Here is a 16,374-nt window from a genome sequence, read left to right on the forward strand (position 1 = left end):
TCCGGATCGTTGTTTCATCGTCGTATCGCACTGGAGTGCCTTGATGAAGACCGCGCTGATCATCCCGACTCGCAATGCCGAGCGTTATCTCGACCGCCTGTTGCCGGCCCTGGCCGCCCAGACCCTGCAACCCGATGAACTGCTGGTGGTCGACACCCAGTCCCAGGATGCCACGGCAGAGCGTTTCCGCGCTTTCGGCGCGCGCGTCGAGGTGATCCAGCCGCAGCAGTTCAATCATGGCGGTACGCGGCGCTGGGCCAGCCGGCAGGTGGATGCCGAGGTGCTGATCTTCCTCACCCAGGATGCCATTCCCGCCGACCCGGACTGCCTGGCCAATCTACGGGACGGGCTGTTCGCCGCGCCGGACATCGGCGTCGCTTATGGACGCCAGTTGCCGCACCTGGACGCCGGTATCCTCGGCGCCCAGGCGCGCACCTTCAACTATCCCGTCGAGAGCCGCATCAAGCGCCTCAGCGATGCGCCCCAGCTGAAGGTCAAGACCTGCTTCAGCTCCAACTCCTTTTCCGCCTATCGCCGCAGTGCGCTCAAGGATGCCGGCGGCTTTCCCACCGACGTGATCGGCAGCGAGGACGCCTATACCGCGGCGCGCATGCTGCTGCGCGGCTGGGCGGTGCACTATGTGGCCGAAGCCCAGGTGCGGCATTCCCACGACTACCGGTTGCTGGAGGAATTCCGCCGCTACTTCGACATCGGCGTCTTCTACGGCCGCGAAGACTGGATCGCCTCCGCCTTCGGCGGGGCGGCGGGCGAGGGGCGGCGCTTCGTCGAGGCGGAGATCCGCGCCCTGCGCGCCGCCGGCAAGCCCTGGCGGATTCCCGAGGTCCTGCTGCGCAGCGCCTGCAAGCTGCTCGGCTATCGCCTCGGTCATCGGGAACGACTGCTGCCCAATGCGGTGAAGCGGCGCATCAGCATGTTCTCCACCTACTGGGCCTGATCTCTCATGAATTGTCGTTTCCTCCACGGCCTGTTGCTCGGGCCGTTGCTCCTGCTGCTGAGCGCCTGCGGCACCCCGGCCAAGATCGCTCTGCCCGATGCCCGCACCCTGGACGCCGGGCATGCCGCCTATGCGCAACTCGCCCTGCAGCCAGCGCCGCCGGTGCTGGTGCAGCCGGGCGATACCCTGCGCATCTCCCGCGACGCCCGCAGTCCGGCTGAAGAGGATCGCCAGACGCTGTTCGTGGTGCAGCCGGACGGCTACATCCACTATCCCTACGTCGGTCGCCTGGCGGTGGCCGGGCTGACCCCGGACCAGGTCTCCCAGCGGCTGACCGTGGCGGGCGCCCAGCTCTACCGCGAACCCCGGGTCACGGTGAACATCGCCGTGGCGCCGAGCAACCGCATCTTCGTCGGTGGCGAGGTGCACAACCCCTCGGTCTACGAGCTCAATGGCGACGCCTCGGTGGAACAGGCCCTGATCGGCGCCGGCGGCCTGTTGCCCAGCGCCGACAGCGGCAACATCGCCCTGGTCCGGCGGGACGCCAGCGGGCACTACCGGCGCTATTTCTTCGCCTTCAGCGACCTGCTCAGCGGCAACCTGCCGCCGGTGGCGCTGCAGCGGGGCGATCTGATCTTCGTGCCCAAGTCGGGCATCGGCAATGCGGTCGAGGCGGTGGACATGTACTTCACCCGCCTGATTCCCATCAACAAAGGCATCGGTGTGGGCCTCAACTACGACCTCAATCAGCGTGACATCAGCAACAGCGGCAATACCAACATCCGGACGGTGTGCAGTCCGGGAGCGAGCTGCCAATGATCGAGATCCGTTCCCTGCGCGACCTGCTGCGCCTGTTCTTCATCTTCCGTCGCGAATTCCGCCTGGCCTTCTTCGTCACCGTGGTGGTGGCCATCCTCGGTGCCTTCCTGTTGCCGCGGCAGTACGAATCCAGTGCCCGCCTGCTGGTCAAACCGGGCCTGAACAATACCTTGCCGATCGAGGCCAGCGACCGGCAGACGCTGGTGGCGCCCAGCACCCAGCGCGATCCCATCCTCGACGAGGAGCAGCTCTTCACCGGCCGGCCCATCGCCCTCAAGGTGGCCGAGAGCTATCTGCAACTGAGTGCCGGCGCCCGGCCCGACGGCCTGTGGAAGACCATCAAGTGGCAGCTCAAGCAGGCTTTCAATGAGGTGAAGGACGGCCTGCGCGCCGTCCTGCAGAGCCTCGGGCTGGCCGAGGCCCAGAGTCCCGCGGAGCGACTGGCAGGCGAGCTGATCAAGCGCCTGAACGTCACCCACGAGCCGGGTTCCTCGGTGATGGTCGCCAGCCTGCGCTGGGACGATCCGGCGGTGGCGCAGCGGCTGCTCCAGGTGTGGGTGGATGCCTACCTCGAATCCCGGACGGCCAGTCTGGAGCGCAAGAGCCTGTATGCCTTCTACCAGGAGCAGACCGCCAGCACCGGAAGCCGAGTGGAGCAGCTCAAGGTGCAGCTCGCCGGCTACCTGGGCCGGATCGGCAGCAGCAGCGTGCAGGACTACCTGCATGACCAGAGCAACGCCCTGCAGCGCATGACCGCGGAGCGCTTCCAGACCAGTGCCGAGATCGCCAGTCTCTCGACCTCCCTGAACAGCGCCCGGCAGCAGATCGCCGCCCTGCCGCAGCAGGTGATCACCGAGGAATCCAGCACTCTCAACCCGGATCGCCTGGACCTGCAGCGGCAGCTCAATGGCCTGATCGTCGAGCGCGAGCGCCTGCTGCGGGTGTTCCTGCCGGGTACCGAGCCGCTCAGGCAGATCGACCAGAACATCGCCGAGCTCCGACAGCAGGTGAACCAGCAGGCGGAGCACGTCAAGAGCAGCACCAACCGGGCACCCAACAGCATCGTGGTCAATCTCAGGCAGCAATTGGCCGACGGCACCGTACGCCTGGCCAGCCTCAAGGCCCAGCTGGCCCAGCAGGACCTGCAGATCAACGGCGTGCGTACCGAGCTGGAGAAGGTGATGGCCGAGGAGCCGGAGATCAGCCGGGTCATGCGCGAACTGCAGGTCGCCCAGCAGAATTTCCTGCTCTATGCCGACAACCTGGAAAAGGCGCGGATCGACCGGGCGCTGGACAGCAGCCGCATTAGCAACATCGCCATCATCGAGCAGCCTACCTTCAATCCCAGCCGGGTATTTCCCAAGAGCCTGCTGATCATCCTGCTGTGCATCCCGGCGGGCCTCGCGGTCGGCCTGCTGGTGATCTACCTGTGCTACCTGCTCGATCAGCGCATCCACGATGGCGGGCGGTTGCAGGCCCGCTTCGGAATACCGCTGTGGACCACGCTGCAGGAGCTGGATGATCCAGGGCGCGACGACCCGGCCTTCACCGCCAGTCTCTATCGGCTGCTGAGTCAACTGCCGCTGGAGCGGATCCGCGAGCAGGGGCTCAGGCTCGGGCTGACCTCGGCGCGGCATGGTGAAGGTTGCAGCTTCGTCGCCGAGCAGCTGGCCGCCCTGCTGCGTGACCAGGGCTTCAGCGTCCGCCTGCTCGACAGTGCCCAGGACGCGCCGCCGGAGGTCGTGGCGCCGCAGCCGGGCGAGGTCGTGCTGCTGGTGGCCTCGGCCCTCGCCGCCAACAGTCAGGCCTTCCTCTATCTGCACCAGGCCGACCTCATCGCCCTGGTGGTGCGGGCGCGCTCGGGTACCGTGCCGATGTTGGAAAGCACCCTGGCGATGCTCGACACCGCCTTCAAGCGCACCGACGGCATCATCGTCAACTTCCGCCGCTTCGAGGTGCCGTCGCGGCTCCTCGACTTCCTGCACCGGACCCGGGGGTAAGCATGCGAATAGCGCTATTGGCGCCCCTTCCGCAGGAGCGCAACGGCATCGCCGACTATGCCGTGCACTTCCGGCGGGCCCTGGAGGAGGAGGGGATGGAGGTGCTCATCCCACTGCGCCATCCCGAGCAGGGCGGCCGCCCCGCACGGCGGCTGACCGATTTCGACTGGCTCAGCGTGGACGTGGTCCACGCTGAGCTGGGCGGCGGCCGGGTACGGGAGTACGAGACCCTGCTGCGGTTGCGCCAGCGCTATCCGCGGCTACCCATCACCGTCACCGTGCACGATCCGGAACGCCTGGTGTGGCGGCGCCGGCAACAGCCCTGGCCGCTGAACCTGCTGATGCAGCAGCGTTCGCCCTGGCCACAGGTGGCCACCGTCCTGGGCGATCCCTTCACCCTACGGGAGGAGCGGGCGCTGGCGGCGAGTCTGACGCAACTGGTGACCCTCACCGAGACCGGCGCCGAGGCGCTGCGTCGCCGCCTACGCCTGGCGTCGACCAAGGTCTCCCGGGTGCCCCATGGCAACGTGGCTCTGCCCTGGGTCCCGTTGCCACCCCGCGAGCCCCTGCGGCTGCTCTACTTCGGCTTCATCTATCGCGGTAAGGGCATCGAGGATCTGCTGGACGCCTTCGCCACGCTGCTGACCCAACGCCCCGACTGGCGCGGTCGCATCCGTCTCACCCTGGCCGGGGGGACCGCGCCGGAGATCACCTTCGCCGCCCAGAGCGATTACCTGGGCGAGCTGCGCGAGCGCGCCAGTCGCCGCGGCCTGGACGATTGCCTGGACTGGCAGTTGGACGTGCCGGAGGAGGCCATCGTCCCGACCATCCAGGCCCATCACCTGCTGGTGCTGCCCTACCGGGAGTCGCGCAAGCTGGCGATCCTCGGCGCCCAGCGGGGCACCAGTGGGGTGCTGTCCTGGGCCCTGGCCTGCGGCCGGGGGGTGATCGCCTCCGACGCCCGTGCCTTCGCCGAGGAGCTGTCCCATGGCAACGGCGTCACCTATCCCCAGGGCGACGTGGCCGCCCTGACGCGGTGCCTGTGCGAGCTGGTCGACCAACCCGCATGCCTGGACGCCTGGGCGGAGCAGGCCGCGCGGTTGGGTCATGAGCGCCAGTGGCGGTTCACCGCCCAGCGTTTCCGCCAGATATTCGAGCAGGCCAGTCGAGGGCACACCAATGCACGTCATTAAAAGGGGTGGTTTGGCGGCAGCCTGGGTGCTCGCACTGCTCGGCGCCACCCAGGTACTGGCCGAGCAACGGCTGCAGGGGCCACGGCCGGTGGTCTGGCGGGATTTCCTCGGCGTCAACGCGCACTTTCTCTGGTTCAGCCCGGAGCAGTACCAGCGGCAGATGGACCGTCTGCAGGACCTCGGCCTGGAATGGACCCGCGTCGACCTGCACTGGGACATCATGGAGCCGGAGCAGGGCCGCCTGCGTACCGCGGAGCTGGATCAACTGACCCAGGTCATGAGCGCCCGCAAGTTGAAGACGGAAATGTACCTGGTGGGTAGCCCGGACTTCGCCAGCAGCGGTCCGTTCGGCATCACCAATCGCGGCGCCTATCCCCCCCGGGACCCGACGCTCTATGCCGCGAGCCTGGTGAAGTTCGCCCAGCGCTATCCCTCGGTGCAGGCCTGGCAGGTGTGGAACGAACCCAACCTGCCCAGCTTCTGGCAACCCTTCGAGGATCCGGAGCGTTATGCCCGCTTACTGCAGGTCAGTGCCGCCGCGCTGCGCGCCGAGGCGCCTGGCCGCCAGGTGGTGATGGGTGGCATGGCCTACTACAGTCAGATGCCGATACGGGGTGGCCTGATGCTCGAGGCTCTGGGCAAGCTCGGGGTGGCCCAGCTGGGCACGGTCATCGCCTACCACCCGTACTCGCAGTACCCCGAAGGCGACGATCCCAAGGCTCGCGACTTCGTCGAGCGCGCTCAGTTGCTCAATGCCCGGTTGCGCGCTATCCAGCCGCCGGCGATCTGGGCGGACGAGTGGGGCTGGTCGAGCTATCCCGGGCCCAAGGAAGAGCAGGACATCATCGGCGAACAGGGGCAGGCGGACTTCGTCCTGCGCCGCCTGGCGTTGATGAGCGCCCTGGACTACGACCGTATCTTCCTCTTCGCCCTGAGCGACCTGGACAGCCGCGCCAGCGCCCGCGACCAGCACTACGGCCTGCTGCGTCTGGATGGCAGCCCCAAGCCGGTGTACCAGGCCCTGCAGCGGTTCCTGACCCTCACCGGGTCGCGGCTGCTCCCCGAGACGCCGCCCGTTCTGGTCGGAGCGCCCGATGACCTCTACAGCATCGCCTGGCGCCGCGACGACGGCAGCCGTATCTGGCTGTTCTGGTCGGCCGGTCAGGAGCGAGTCCATCTGCCGGGAATCACCCAGGCGACTTTGCACGATCCCCTGACCGGCGAAAGCCGCGAGCTGAGCGGACCCGCCGGCATCGACGTCCAGGCCAAGGGCAGTTTGCAGCTGCTGACGTGGAAATGAGGCTGCCATGACCTTCGCCTGTCGCGAGTTACGCCTTCTCTGGGTACTGCCCTATCTGCCCTGGCCGCTATCCAGTGGCGGCAAGACCCGTGTCTACCATTTGCTGCGGGCCCTGGCCCAGCGCGGGCATCGCATCACCCTGTTGGCGCAGAGCAAGACCCCGCCGGACGCCACGGCCCGCGCCGCCCTCGAACCCTGGCTGGAGCGCCTGGTGATCCTGCCGCGACGCCCCTTGCGCCATCCGCAGACGCTGGCCGCCATCCTGTTGTCGTCCTGTCCGCTCTTGGCGAGCGTCAATGGCTTCTCCATGGCCACCCGGAAGACCTTCGGCGAGTTGCTGGAAGAGTCGTGGGATCTCGTCCACATCGATCATAGCTACAGCTGCGAGCCTTATCTGCCGCTGCTCGATAGCCGCACCCAGCCCTGGGTGCTCATGGAGCACAACCTGGAATCCGCCCTGGGCGGGGCCACCTACGGCCAGCTGCCGCGGGCACTCGCCGGCTTCGTGCACTACGACCAGTGGCGCTACCGGCGGTGGGAACGCCGCGTACTGGGCGCCGCCGACCAGGTGGTGGCGGTGACCGACGACGATGCGCGGTTGCTGGAGCAGGTGACCGGGCGTTCGGTACCGGTGGTGGTCAATGCCGTGGACACCGCCCGCTTCGCCAGCGTGAGTCCCGATTTCGGCAGCCAGCGCCTACTCTTCGTCGGCAACTTCGAGTACGCCCCCAATCTGGATGCGGTGGAGTGGGCGGTGCGCGAGATCATGCCGCGGCTCTGGCAGCGCTTTCCGCAGGCGCGCCTGCAGATCTGCGGTCATGCCATGCCCGAACACTGGCCGCAGACCTTCAGCGATCTGCGCCTGGAGTGGTCCGGCTTCGTTCCGGATCTGCGCGAGGCCCAGGGGCAGGCGGCGATCTTCCTGGCGCCGTTGCGCCAGGGTGGTGGCTCCAAGCTCAAGGTGATCGAGGCCCTGGCCGCGGGGCTGGCGGTGGTCAGTACTCGGCAGGGCGCCTCTGGTCTCGGGGTTCATCCGGGACGGGAGCTGCTGCTGGCGGACGACGCGGCCGGCCTGGCCGCGGCCCTGGCGGACCTGCTCGACCAGCCGAACAGAGCGGCGGCCCTGGGTGAGGCCGGACGGACCTATGCCCGTGCCCGGCACGACTGGCAAACCGCGGCCACCCAGCTGGAAACCGTCTATGCGGACGTCCTGACGCAATGGGAGAAGGCAAGGTGCTCGTAGGTCTGGATTATCGTCCGGCGCTGATCGCGCCCCATTCCGGCATCGGCCGCCAGGTCCGGGCGCTGGAAACCTACCTGGAGCAGTTGCCGGGCGTGGCGGTGCGCCGTTTCGGCTGCCTGCCGGTGGGTCATCCCCTGCGCGGCCAGGTGGAGACTCCGGTCCAGGACATGCCCCTGCTGGGTCAGCACCGACCGCGGCAGCGCCTGGTCTTCGAGGCGGGTTTTCTGCCCGGACGCCTGCGGGAGCTCAAACCCGACGTCTACATCGCGACCGCCAACATGGGACTGCCATTGGGGCGCGTACCCGGTGTGCGCCAGGTAGTGCTGATCCATGATCTCTTCCAGTTGACCCAGGTCAATCGCCACGCCTCGGCCTGGCGCGCCAAGGCCTATCGCCTGATCGACCGGTCTTCCATCGCCTATTCACTGGCTAGGGCGACCCGTATCTGGACCCCCTCGGCCTTCACCGCGGCAGACGTCGCCGCGCTTTTTCCACGGGTTAGCCAACGAATCCGCCTGCTGCCCAATCTGGTCGAACTGTCCTCGGAGCCCGCTGCAGACGTCCCCGGACTGGTGCCGGGCTACTGGCTGGCGGTGGGCACCCGGGAGCCGCGCAAGAACATCGCCCGGCTGGTGGCGGCCTGGCAGGCGGCGCGCGCCGTCGCCGCCGTGCCGGACCTGGTACTGCTCGGCCAGGCGGTCGACCTGCCGCCCGAGCTGCGCGGGCTGCCCGGACTGATCTGCCTGGACGGCCTCGACGAAGGCCAGCTCAAGGGCCTCTACCGCAACGCCGATCGCCTATGGCAACCTTCCTACGCCGAGGGCTTCGGCCTGCCGGTGGTGGAAGCCCTGGCCATGGGCACGCCGGTGGCCTGCGCCTGGGGCTCGTCGCTGGACGAAGTGACGCCACCCTGGGCACCGCGCTTCGATGCCTTCGACCTACCGGCCCTGAGCCGCCTGATGGTGGAGCTGGCTACGCCGGCGCCCCGTGACGAGCAAGGGCCGGCCTGGTTCGCGCGCTTCGCCGGTCCGGCCTACGCCACACGCCTGGCCGAGGCGCTGCAGGAATTGCTGCAGTGAGTCGGCTCGGCGCCCTGGTCGCCCTGGTCTTCGGCGTGTTGTTCGGCGCCTTGCTGTGTTTCTTGCCGGTGGCCAAGGTCGTCATCGTCGCCGCCGGGTTCGTCCTGCTGCTGGTGCTGTTGCAGCACCCCTTGCTGGGGCTGCTGCTGTTCGCCGTGACGGCCACCGCGATCCCCTACACCACGGTGGAAGTGGGGGTGCGCACCACGGTGAGCGAGGCGCTGTTGGGCATGACCTGGCTCGGGGTGGCGTGGCAGGCCTTTCTCGGCCGCTACGACCGGCAGTGGCGCTGGCTGTCGACCGAGCGGGCCCTGCTGGCGCTGATGCTGTTCAGTGCCGTGCCCTTCGTGGTGGGGCAGGTGATCATCGCCGCCCCCGGCAGCGGGCCGGTCAACTGGGTGCGCTGGCTGCTGAATCTGTCGGTGCTGTTCCTGGTGCCCCTGCTGCTGCCCGACGAGCGCGCCCGCGATCGCCTGCTGGTGGCCCTGTTGCTGGGCAACCTGCTGATGCTGGTGGTCTCCATCGGCTATTTCCTCAAGGATCGCAACGCCATGGGCATGCTGCCGCTGCTCACCTCCCTGAAGTACGCCCATCCCGAGGCGGTCAAGGACATCTTCTCCGGCAACTACACGCGCATGGCCTCGCCCTGGGTCCATCCCAACCTCACCGGCGGCGCCCTGGCGCTGTTCATTCCCCTGGCACTGTTCTATGGCTGGACGCAGACCGGCTGGCGGCGCTGGCTGGGCTTCGCCGTGGCACTGCTGGGCTGCGCCGGCCTGCTGCTGAGCATCTCGCGAGGCGCCATCCTGGCCCTGGCGCTGGTGTTGCTCTGGCTGAGCTCGCGCAAGGTGCCCTACAGCGGTCGCATCATCGGCCTGGCGATCCTGGTCGGCGTGCTGTTGGTGGCCGCCTATCCGCCGCTGCAGGAGCGGTTGGCGACCATGTTCTCCGCGACCAACGCCAGTACCGAGGTGCGGATGGATGAATACACCCATTTCCCCGAGGTCATGACCCGTTATCCGCTGGGCATCGGCTTCAAGGTCGACCCGCCGGTGCCGGGCAGCGGCCTGCTGGGCATCTCCAACCTCTGGCTCAACTTCATCTACAAGATGGGCATTCCCGGCATGCTGCTGTTCGTCTTGGTGACCCTGCGCTGGTGGCGCGAGTGCCGGCCGCGCGGGCCCATTCCCGCGGTCACCCGGGACAATGCCCTCTGGCTGGGCAGCAGTTGCGGGGTAGCGGCGGCCCTGCTCACCGGCCTCTTCGATCACTATTTCAGCTTCACCAACGTGCTGATCGCGCTGTTCTGGCTGCTGCTCGCCCTGAGCCTGCAGCAGGCCCGCGCCCATCCGGAATTCGCCGGCCCCGAGACCCCGCCACGGACGACCCCACCATGAAGCATCGTGTCGCCATACCCCTGGATCTGCGTGCCGAGCTGGCGCAGGAAGCCCGCGCGCTGGGCGTGGACGAAGCCCAGCTGGCCGAGGCGCTGGCGTGGATGCTGGCGAACGACGTGGCCTTCGAGGAAGGCGAGGGCCAGGCCCGTCGCTACTCGATCTGCTCGGTGGACATCGAGCCACGCATCGCCCATCCCCTGGCGCAACGCTGGTTCGCGCGCCTCAAGCGTCTGGTGCCCGCCAGTTTCGTGCCGCTCTATGGCTACAACCTGGCTACCCTGCGTGATCGCGCCCTGCGGGTCTGGGAGCAGCTCTACAACATCTTCATCAACAAGCTTCCCAGCCACACGCTGCGCCTGGCCTGGTTGCGCCTGGGTGGCGCCAAGATCGGCAAGGGCTCTTCCATCTGGCGCAACACCGAGGTGCTCGGCATCGAGAACCTACGCATGGGCGAGGACAGCGTCATCGCCTGGCACTGCCAGGTGGACGCCCGCGCCGGGCTGATCATTGGCGATCACGTCGCCATCGCTTCCCATGTGCTGATCATCGCCGGCAGCCACGACCTGGCCGCGCCGGAGTTCTGGTCGGTGTCGGCACCCATTCGCATCGATGACTACGCCTGGATCGCCTCCCGTGCCCTGGTCGGCCATGGCTCCCACATCGGCCGTGGCGCCGTGGTCACCGCCAATACCGTGGTGGCCAAGGTGGTGCCGCCCTACAAGATCGTCGGCGGCAGCGGTGCCAAGGTGATGGGGGAGCGGCCCCACGAATTGAATTATCGGGTGGGTGGCAAGGGCCTGTTCACCTTCCTGCACTGAGGATCGCCATGTTCGGCTCCACGCTCTGGTTGACGCTGGCCACCCTGGCCGGGCTGGTCCTGGGTTTCGCCCGGGAGTGGCTGCTGGTACACGCCTGGGGCGCGGGCCTGACCAGCGACGCCTTCCTGGTCGCCCTGTTCCTGCCCGAGGCGGTGCGCACCGCCCTGGCGGCGGGACTGCTGAGCAACGCCGCGCTGCCGCTCTACCAGCAGCGCCTCGGGACCGACCGCGCGCGGTGGCTGGAGGCCCTGGCCCCGAGCATGCTGTTGCTGGGTGCCGGTCTGGCCCTGCTGCTGACTCTGGGCGCCGGCGCCTGGACCGGCGTGGTGGGCGCCGGTCTCAGCGAGACGGGTGGCGAACTGGCCGGCGAGGCGCTGAAGATCCTCGCCTGGTGCCTGCCGGGACTGCTGCTGCATGGCCTGTTCGGCGTGGCAGCGCTCACCCGCGAACGCTACCTCCTCACCGGTTGCGGCTCGCTGCTGTTCAACCTGCCGCCGGTGGCCTGCCTGCTGCTGCGCGGCAGTGCCGTCTCGGTCGAGGAGCTGGCCTGGAGCTGCGTGGCCGGCAGTCTGCTGATGCCGCTGTCGCTGCTGCCCACGGCCTGGCGCGAAGGCTGGCGGCCCTGGCGCTGGCCGGATCCCGGTGCCGTCGGTCGCGAGCTGGCGACACGCCTGGGGCCATTGCTGGCCAGCGCCCTGGCCAGCAATGGCCTGGCGCTGTTGGAGCGGATGGTGGCGTCCTGGCTGGGGGAAGGCGTGGTGACCTGGGTCAACCTGGCGCGCAAGCTCATCAACCTGCCGCTGGTGGCCCTGATGAGCCTCAACCAGATTCTCATGGCGCTGATGAGCGGCCGTGTCTGGGATGCGCGCCTGGCTCTGCTGCGGGTGGGGCTGCAGTGCGCCGTGCTGCTGACGGTGCCGGCCATGGTCGGTATCGTCACCACGGCGCCGGCGTTGGTGGCCCTGTTGCTGCCGACGCAGGCCGGCAGCGAACGCCTGGCCCTGTTGCTGGTGTGGTTTTCGGCGCCCCTGGCGGTGGGTGCCTGGAATGCCATGCTGGCCCGCTATGCCTATGCCGGCGGCGATACCCGTCTGCCGCTACGCTGCGAGCTGGCGGGCAATCTGGTCAACGCCCTGGCGCTGCTGGTGCTGCCCAGTGTCCTGGGCACGGCGGGCATCGCCGTGGCGGCGCTGTTCGGGTTGTTGACCACTACCGCCTGTCTGCTGCGGCGGCTCGAACTGTTCGGCGAGGTAGCCTGGCGCGATCAGGGGTTGCTGGCCTTCTGCAGTTTCTGCATGGCGCTGTTGCTGGGGGACTGGTGGCGCGCCTTGCCCAGCCTGCCTCTGCTGGCGCTCGGCATCCTGGCCGGGGCGGTCCTGCTGGGCGCCCTGGCCTGGCGCTGGAAGCCCTGGCGCGCCTGAGACTTCAGGCGCTGGCCTGGTCGGCGAAGTTCAGCGCCTGCTGCAGCGCCGCCTGGCCCACCACCTCGCCGATCACCAGGATCGCCGGGCTCTTGAGCTGGAACAGTGCGGCGTCCACCTGCAGGTCCTGCAGCGTCGAACGGCATTCGCGCTGGCTGGGCAGGGAAGCGTTCTCGATCATGGCCACCGGGGTGGTCAGGGCCAGGCCGCCCTCCAGCAGGCCCTGCTGGATTTCGATCAGGCGGGCGACGCCCATGTAGACCACCAGGGTGGTGCCGGTGGCCGCCAGGGCGGGCCAGTTGGGTGCGCTGTCGTCCTGGGTGTGGGCGGTGACCAGGGTCACGCCGCGGGCCACGCCCCTCAGGGTCAGAGAGATGCCGCAAGCGGTGGCACCGGCGAGGCCGGCGGTGATGCCGTTGACGATCTCACTGTGCACGCCACGGGCGGCGAGCCACTCGGCTTCTTCGCCGGCACGGCCGAAGATGCAGGGATCGCCACCCTTGAGCCGGGCCACGCAGCGACCCTGGCGGGCGTAGCGCAGCATCAGCCGATGGATGAAGGCCTGGGGTGTGGAGCGGCAGCCGCCGCGCTTGCCCACGCGAATCACCCGGGCACCCGGGCAATGCTCGAGGACAGCCGGATTGACCAGGTCGTCGATCATCACCACCTCGGCCTCGCCCAGGGCGCGCACGGCCTTGAGGGTGAGCAGTTCGGGATCGCCAGGGCCGGCGCCGATCAACCAGACTTTTCCGCTCATCCAAACCACCTCTCGTGTTCAGCAGAATTCCAAGGTAAAAAAAAGGCGCCCCGCTGCAAGCAGCTGGGACGCCTTTGTCCTGGAGCGCCTTTCCTCGCCGTTGAAGAAAGACCTATCTTGTCTGGGGATTTGCAGACTTCGTGCCAGTCGCCATAACCCCGTCTTTCGCGGGCTAGAGGGATGGGGGCGGCCTGTAGATGCCCCCTTTCGAGGCAAGACGCCTCAAAAGGGGGCGAAGTTCAGGCCACGGCGCCGGGGTGGCTGTGCTTCTCGTAGAGGAAGCTCAGCACCGCGTGGCGATAGCCGTTGTAGCGCGGATCGTCCACCAGGGTGATGCGATCCCGTGGCCGCGGCAGGTCTATGGTGAGGATCTCGCCGATGGTGGCCGCCGGGCCGTTGGTCATCATCACGATGCGATCCGAGAGCAGCACCGCCTCGTCCACGTCATGGGTGATCATCATGACGGTGTTGCGCAGTTCGCTCTGGATGCGCATCACCTCGTCCTGCAAATGCGCCCGGGTGAGGGCGTCCAGGGCGCCGAAGGGCTCGTCCAGCAGCAGCACCTTGGGCTCCATGGCCAGGGCGCGGGCGATGCCGACCCGCTGCTTCATGCCACCGGAAATCTCGCTGGGCCGCTTGTGCAGGGCATGGCTCATGTTGACCATTTCCAGGTTGTGCAGCGTCCAGGCCTGGCGCTCTGCCTTGCTCTTGGTGCCCTTGAACACCTTGTCCACCGCCAGGGCGACGTTCTCGTAGACCGTCAGCCAGGGCAGCAGCGAGTGGTTCTGGAACACCAGACTGCGCTCCGGGCCGGGACCGCGGACCTCGCGGTTCTCCAGCAGGATCGAGCCTGAGGTGGGTTCGATCAGGCCGGCGACGATGTTGAGCACCGTCGACTTGCCGCAGCCGGAGTGGCCGATGATGGAAATGTACTCGCCGCGTTCGATCTTGAGGTTGACGTCGCGCAGCACCGTGGAGGTCATGCCGTTGCGGGTGAAGCTCTTGTCGACCTGCTCGATGCTGAGATAAGGCTGGGCCATGGGGAATTCCTCTAGTTCGCGGTGCCGCGGGTGACCAGGCGGCCGATGAGGGCCACCAGCCGGTCGAGCAGGAAGCCGATGACGCCCACGTAGACCAGCGCCAGGATGATGTCGCTGATGCGCGAGGCGTTCCAGGCATCCCAGATGAAGAAGCCGATGCCCACGCCACCGATCAGCATCTCGGCAGCGATGATGGCCAGCCACGACAGACCGACGCCGATCCGCAGGCCGGAGAAGATGTAGGGCGCCGCCGCTGGCAGCATGATCTTCTGGAAGTATTCCCAGCCGTTCAGGCGCAGGACCCGTGCCACGTTGCGGTAATCCTCGGGGATGTTGCGGATGCCTACCGAGGTATTGATGATGATTGGCCAGATGGCGGTGATGAAGATGACGAACAGCGCCGAGGGGTGGCTGTCCTTGAAGCCGGCCAGGGACAGCGGCAGCCAGGCCAGCGGCGGCACGGTGCGCAGTACCTGGAACAGCGGGTCGAGGCCGCGCATGGCCCAGGCCGACTGGCCCACCAGCACGCCCAGGGCGATGCCGGCCACGGCGGCCATCAGGTAGCCGTAGGCGACGCGCTCGAGGCTGGCCAGCAGTTGCCAGGCCATGCCCACGTCGTTGCCGCCGTTGTCGTAGAAGGGCTGGGTGATCAGCTCCCAGGTGTCGCTGACCACCTGGCTCGGAGGCGGCAGGGCCGCGCCGGGGCGACTGCACAACAGTTGCCAGACGATCAGCAGCAGGGCGCCCACCACCAGCGGGGGCAGGCCGTTGCGCAGCACCTGCTGGCCGAAGCGACGCAGACGGGTGTGCGGGCGAAAGGTCGCGAGGGCCTTGGGTGGCCGGGTGTGGGCGTTCATGGGCGGCACTCCTAGGGGGATGGGGACGTCAGGCCTTGAGCGTCAGGCTGGCGAGATAGGCCTTGGGGTCGGCGGGATCGAACACCTTGCCGTCGAAGAAGGTTTCCTTGCCGCGCGAGTTGCCGCTGGGGATGTCGCCGGCCGGGACGCCGATGGCCGCCGCCGCTTCACGCCAGAGATCGGAGCGGTTGACCTTGGCGATCAGGCCCTGGGCATCCAGGTCACCGGGCAGATAGCCCCAACGCTGGTTCTCGGTGATGAACCAGAGGTCGTGGCTCTGGTAGGGGAAGGAGGCATGTTCGTTCCAGAACTTCATCAGGTGCGGACTGTTCTGTACCACCCGGCCGGTGCCGTAGTCGAAGGTGCCCTGCAGGCGGCCGACCACGTCCTCGGCGGGCGCGCCGATCCAGCGACGCTTGGCGCAGATCTCGGCGACCTTCGCCTTGTTCGCCGCCACGTCGCAGTATTGCTGGGCTTCCAGCACCGCCTTGAGCAGCGCCACGGTAGCCTTGGGATTGGCCTGGACGTAGTCGCCGCGCAGGGCCAGGGCCTTCTCCGGGTGATTGGCCCAGAGCTCGCCGGTGGTCAGGGCGCTGTAGCCGATGTTCTGCTTGATCAGCTGGGCGTTCCAGGGCTCGCCGACGCAGAAGGTGTCCATGTTGCCCACCTTCATGTTGGCCACCATCTGCGCCGGGGGCACCACCATGGTGGTGATGTCCTTGTTCGGATCGATGCCGTTGGCCGCCATCCAATAGCGAATCCAGAGGTCGTGGGTGCCGCCGGGGAAGGTCATGGCGGCCGAGGTCTTCTTGCCGCTGGCCTGGCGTGCGGCCAGGGCGCTCTTGAAGCCGTTGGCATCGAGGCCGATCTTCTGTTCCTTGTAGTCGTTGGACAGGGAGATCCCCTGGCCGTCGACGTTCAGCCGTGCCAGCAGCGCCATGGGCAATGGCTGGCCATTGGGCGTGATCTTGCCCGCGGCCAACTGATAGACCATGGGCGTGAGGATGTGCGCGCCGTCGATGCCATTGGCCGCCGAGCCCAGCACCAGGTTGTCGCGGGTGGTGCCCCAGGAAGACTGCTTGAGCACCTCCACCTCGGTCATGCCGTACTTGGCGAACAGCCCCAGCTCATCGGCGACGAACAGTGGCGCGGCATCGGTGAGGGCGATGAAGCCGAGCTTGGCCTTGGGCGTCTCCACGGCATCGCTGCCGGCTGCCCAGGCGGCGGACCTCAGGCCAGCCGGCAGCAGCGTGAGCGCGGCGCCAGCGCCCAGTACGCCGAGCGACTGCTTGAGAAAACTGCGGCGGGGGAGTCCGCGACCGGCCTGGTCATCGTTACGGGAGCTGTCGTCCATCGTCCTATCCTTATTTCTCGGGCACAAAAAAAGGCATCCACTCTCGGCAGGCCTTGGCTGCGAGCGTGGACACCTTCGTCCGGGGATTGCTGTGGGAGCGCCAGGCGCTCGACAGGACTTTTGCAGGGACTGTGCCAAGCC

Annotated in this window: 14 protein-coding genes; 10 read left to right on the forward strand and 4 right to left on the reverse strand. The window is 67.8% G+C overall.

What is annotated here, in order from left to right; genetic code table 11:
- Positions 1–43 precede the first annotated feature (43 nt).
- Genes RND78_RS01095 through RND78_RS01140 form a run of 10 tightly spaced genes read left to right on the forward strand, consistent with a single transcriptional unit; the run spans position 44 to position 12,225 of the window.
- Positions 44–955, forward strand: a complete 912-nt coding sequence (locus tag RND78_RS01095) for a glycosyltransferase family A protein (RefSeq protein WP_312725312.1) — start codon at positions 44–46, stop codon at positions 953–955.
- A 6-nt stretch (positions 956–961) separates the two neighbouring features.
- Positions 962–1,774 carry a polysaccharide biosynthesis/export family protein gene (locus RND78_RS01100; RefSeq protein WP_312725314.1) on the forward strand — a complete coding sequence of 271 codons (813 nt, stop codon included), beginning with the start codon at positions 962–964 and terminating at the stop codon, positions 1,772–1,774.
- Entirely contained in the window at positions 1,771–3,774 is a 2,004-nt protein-coding gene (locus RND78_RS01105; protein WP_312725316.1) for a lipopolysaccharide biosynthesis protein, read from the forward strand. The genes RND78_RS01100 and RND78_RS01105 overlap by 4 nt, the downstream gene beginning before the upstream one ends.
- A gap of 2 nt (positions 3,775–3,776) precedes the next feature.
- Complete coding sequence (locus RND78_RS01110) at positions 3,777–4,967, forward strand: glycosyltransferase (protein WP_312725318.1); 1,191 nt, start codon at positions 3,777–3,779, stop codon at positions 4,965–4,967.
- On the forward strand, positions 4,954–6,267 hold the full coding sequence (locus RND78_RS01115; protein WP_312725320.1) for a beta-xylosidase: 1,314 nt from the start codon (positions 4,954–4,956) through the stop codon (positions 6,265–6,267). The genes RND78_RS01110 and RND78_RS01115 overlap by 14 nt, the downstream gene beginning before the upstream one ends.
- 7 nt (positions 6,268–6,274) lie before the next feature.
- On the forward strand, positions 6,275–7,510 hold the full coding sequence (locus RND78_RS01120) for a glycosyltransferase family 4 protein (protein ID WP_312725322.1): 1,236 nt from the start codon (positions 6,275–6,277) through the stop codon (positions 7,508–7,510).
- Entirely contained in the window at positions 7,501–8,589 is a 1,089-nt protein-coding gene (locus RND78_RS01125; protein ID WP_312725324.1) for a glycosyltransferase family 1 protein, read from the forward strand. Before RND78_RS01120 ends, RND78_RS01125 begins: the two co-directional genes overlap by 10 nt.
- Positions 8,586–9,986, forward strand: a complete 1,401-nt coding sequence (locus RND78_RS01130; protein WP_312725326.1) for an O-antigen ligase family protein — start codon at positions 8,586–8,588, stop codon at positions 9,984–9,986. Before RND78_RS01125 ends, RND78_RS01130 begins: the two co-directional genes overlap by 4 nt.
- Positions 9,983–10,804: an acyltransferase gene (locus RND78_RS01135; protein ID WP_312725327.1), complete on the forward strand. Its 822-nt coding sequence runs from the start codon at positions 9,983–9,985 to the stop codon at positions 10,802–10,804. The genes RND78_RS01130 and RND78_RS01135 overlap by 4 nt, the downstream gene beginning before the upstream one ends.
- Before the next feature lie 8 nt (positions 10,805–10,812).
- Positions 10,813–12,225 (forward strand): lipid II flippase MurJ, encoded by a 1,413-nt coding sequence (locus tag RND78_RS01140; RefSeq protein WP_312725328.1) that lies wholly within the window; start codon positions 10,813–10,815, stop codon positions 12,223–12,225.
- A 4-nt stretch (positions 12,226–12,229) separates the two neighbouring features.
- Here the strand turns inward: RND78_RS01140 and cobA are convergent, their stop codons facing one another.
- From cobA to RND78_RS01160, 4 genes are all read right to left on the reverse strand, one after another.
- Entirely contained in the window at positions 12,230–12,982 is a 753-nt protein-coding gene (gene cobA / locus RND78_RS01145; protein WP_312725329.1) for a uroporphyrinogen-III C-methyltransferase, read from the reverse strand.
- A 239-nt stretch (positions 12,983–13,221) separates the two neighbouring features.
- Positions 13,222–14,022 carry an ABC transporter ATP-binding protein gene (locus RND78_RS01150; RefSeq protein WP_312725330.1) on the reverse strand — a complete coding sequence of 267 codons (801 nt, stop codon included), beginning with the start codon at positions 14,020–14,022 and terminating at the stop codon, positions 13,222–13,224.
- A gap of 11 nt (positions 14,023–14,033) precedes the next feature.
- Positions 14,034–14,879: a nitrate ABC transporter permease gene (gene ntrB / locus RND78_RS01155; RefSeq protein ID WP_312725331.1), complete on the reverse strand. Its 846-nt coding sequence runs from the start codon at positions 14,877–14,879 to the stop codon at positions 14,034–14,036.
- 28 nt (positions 14,880–14,907) lie between these two features.
- Complete coding sequence (locus RND78_RS01160; protein WP_312725332.1) at positions 14,908–16,233, reverse strand: CmpA/NrtA family ABC transporter substrate-binding protein; 1,326 nt, start codon at positions 16,231–16,233, stop codon at positions 14,908–14,910.
- Between the last annotated feature and the right edge of the window lie 141 nt (positions 16,234–16,374).

The sequence above is a fragment of the Pseudomonas oryzihabitans genome, from assembly GCF_032027545.1.
Classification (GTDB): domain Bacteria; phylum Pseudomonadota; class Gammaproteobacteria; order Pseudomonadales; family Pseudomonadaceae; genus Chryseomonas; species Chryseomonas oryzihabitans_F.

Bases quoted from the DNA above. Each gene is read 5' to 3' on its own strand.
- RND78_RS01140 (WP_312725328.1), top strand. From the start codon at position 10,813: ATGTTCGGCTCCACGCTCTGGTTGACGCTGGCCACCCTGGCCGGGCTG.
- ntrB (WP_312725331.1), bottom strand. From the start codon at position 14,879: ATGAACGCCCACACCCGGCCACCCAAGGCCCTCGCGACCTTTCGCCCG.
- RND78_RS01160 (WP_312725332.1), bottom strand. From the start codon at position 16,233: ATGGACGACAGCTCCCGTAACGATGACCAGGCCGGTCGCGGACTCCCC.
- RND78_RS01095 (WP_312725312.1), top strand. From the start codon at position 44: ATGAAGACCGCGCTGATCATCCCGACTCGCAATGCCGAGCGTTATCTC.
- RND78_RS01150 (WP_312725330.1), bottom strand. From the start codon at position 14,022: ATGGCCCAGCCTTATCTCAGCATCGAGCAGGTCGACAAGAGCTTCACC.
- RND78_RS01100 (WP_312725314.1), top strand. From the start codon at position 962: ATGAATTGTCGTTTCCTCCACGGCCTGTTGCTCGGGCCGTTGCTCCTG.
- RND78_RS01105 (WP_312725316.1), top strand. From the start codon at position 1,771: ATGATCGAGATCCGTTCCCTGCGCGACCTGCTGCGCCTGTTCTTCATC.
- RND78_RS01115 (WP_312725320.1), top strand. From the start codon at position 4,954: ATGCACGTCATTAAAAGGGGTGGTTTGGCGGCAGCCTGGGTGCTCGCA.
- RND78_RS01110 (WP_312725318.1), top strand. From the start codon at position 3,777: ATGCGAATAGCGCTATTGGCGCCCCTTCCGCAGGAGCGCAACGGCATC.
- cobA (WP_312725329.1), bottom strand. From the start codon at position 12,982: ATGAGCGGAAAAGTCTGGTTGATCGGCGCCGGCCCTGGCGATCCCGAA.
- RND78_RS01135 (WP_312725327.1), top strand. From the start codon at position 9,983: ATGAAGCATCGTGTCGCCATACCCCTGGATCTGCGTGCCGAGCTGGCG.
- RND78_RS01120 (WP_312725322.1), top strand. From the start codon at position 6,275: ATGACCTTCGCCTGTCGCGAGTTACGCCTTCTCTGGGTACTGCCCTAT.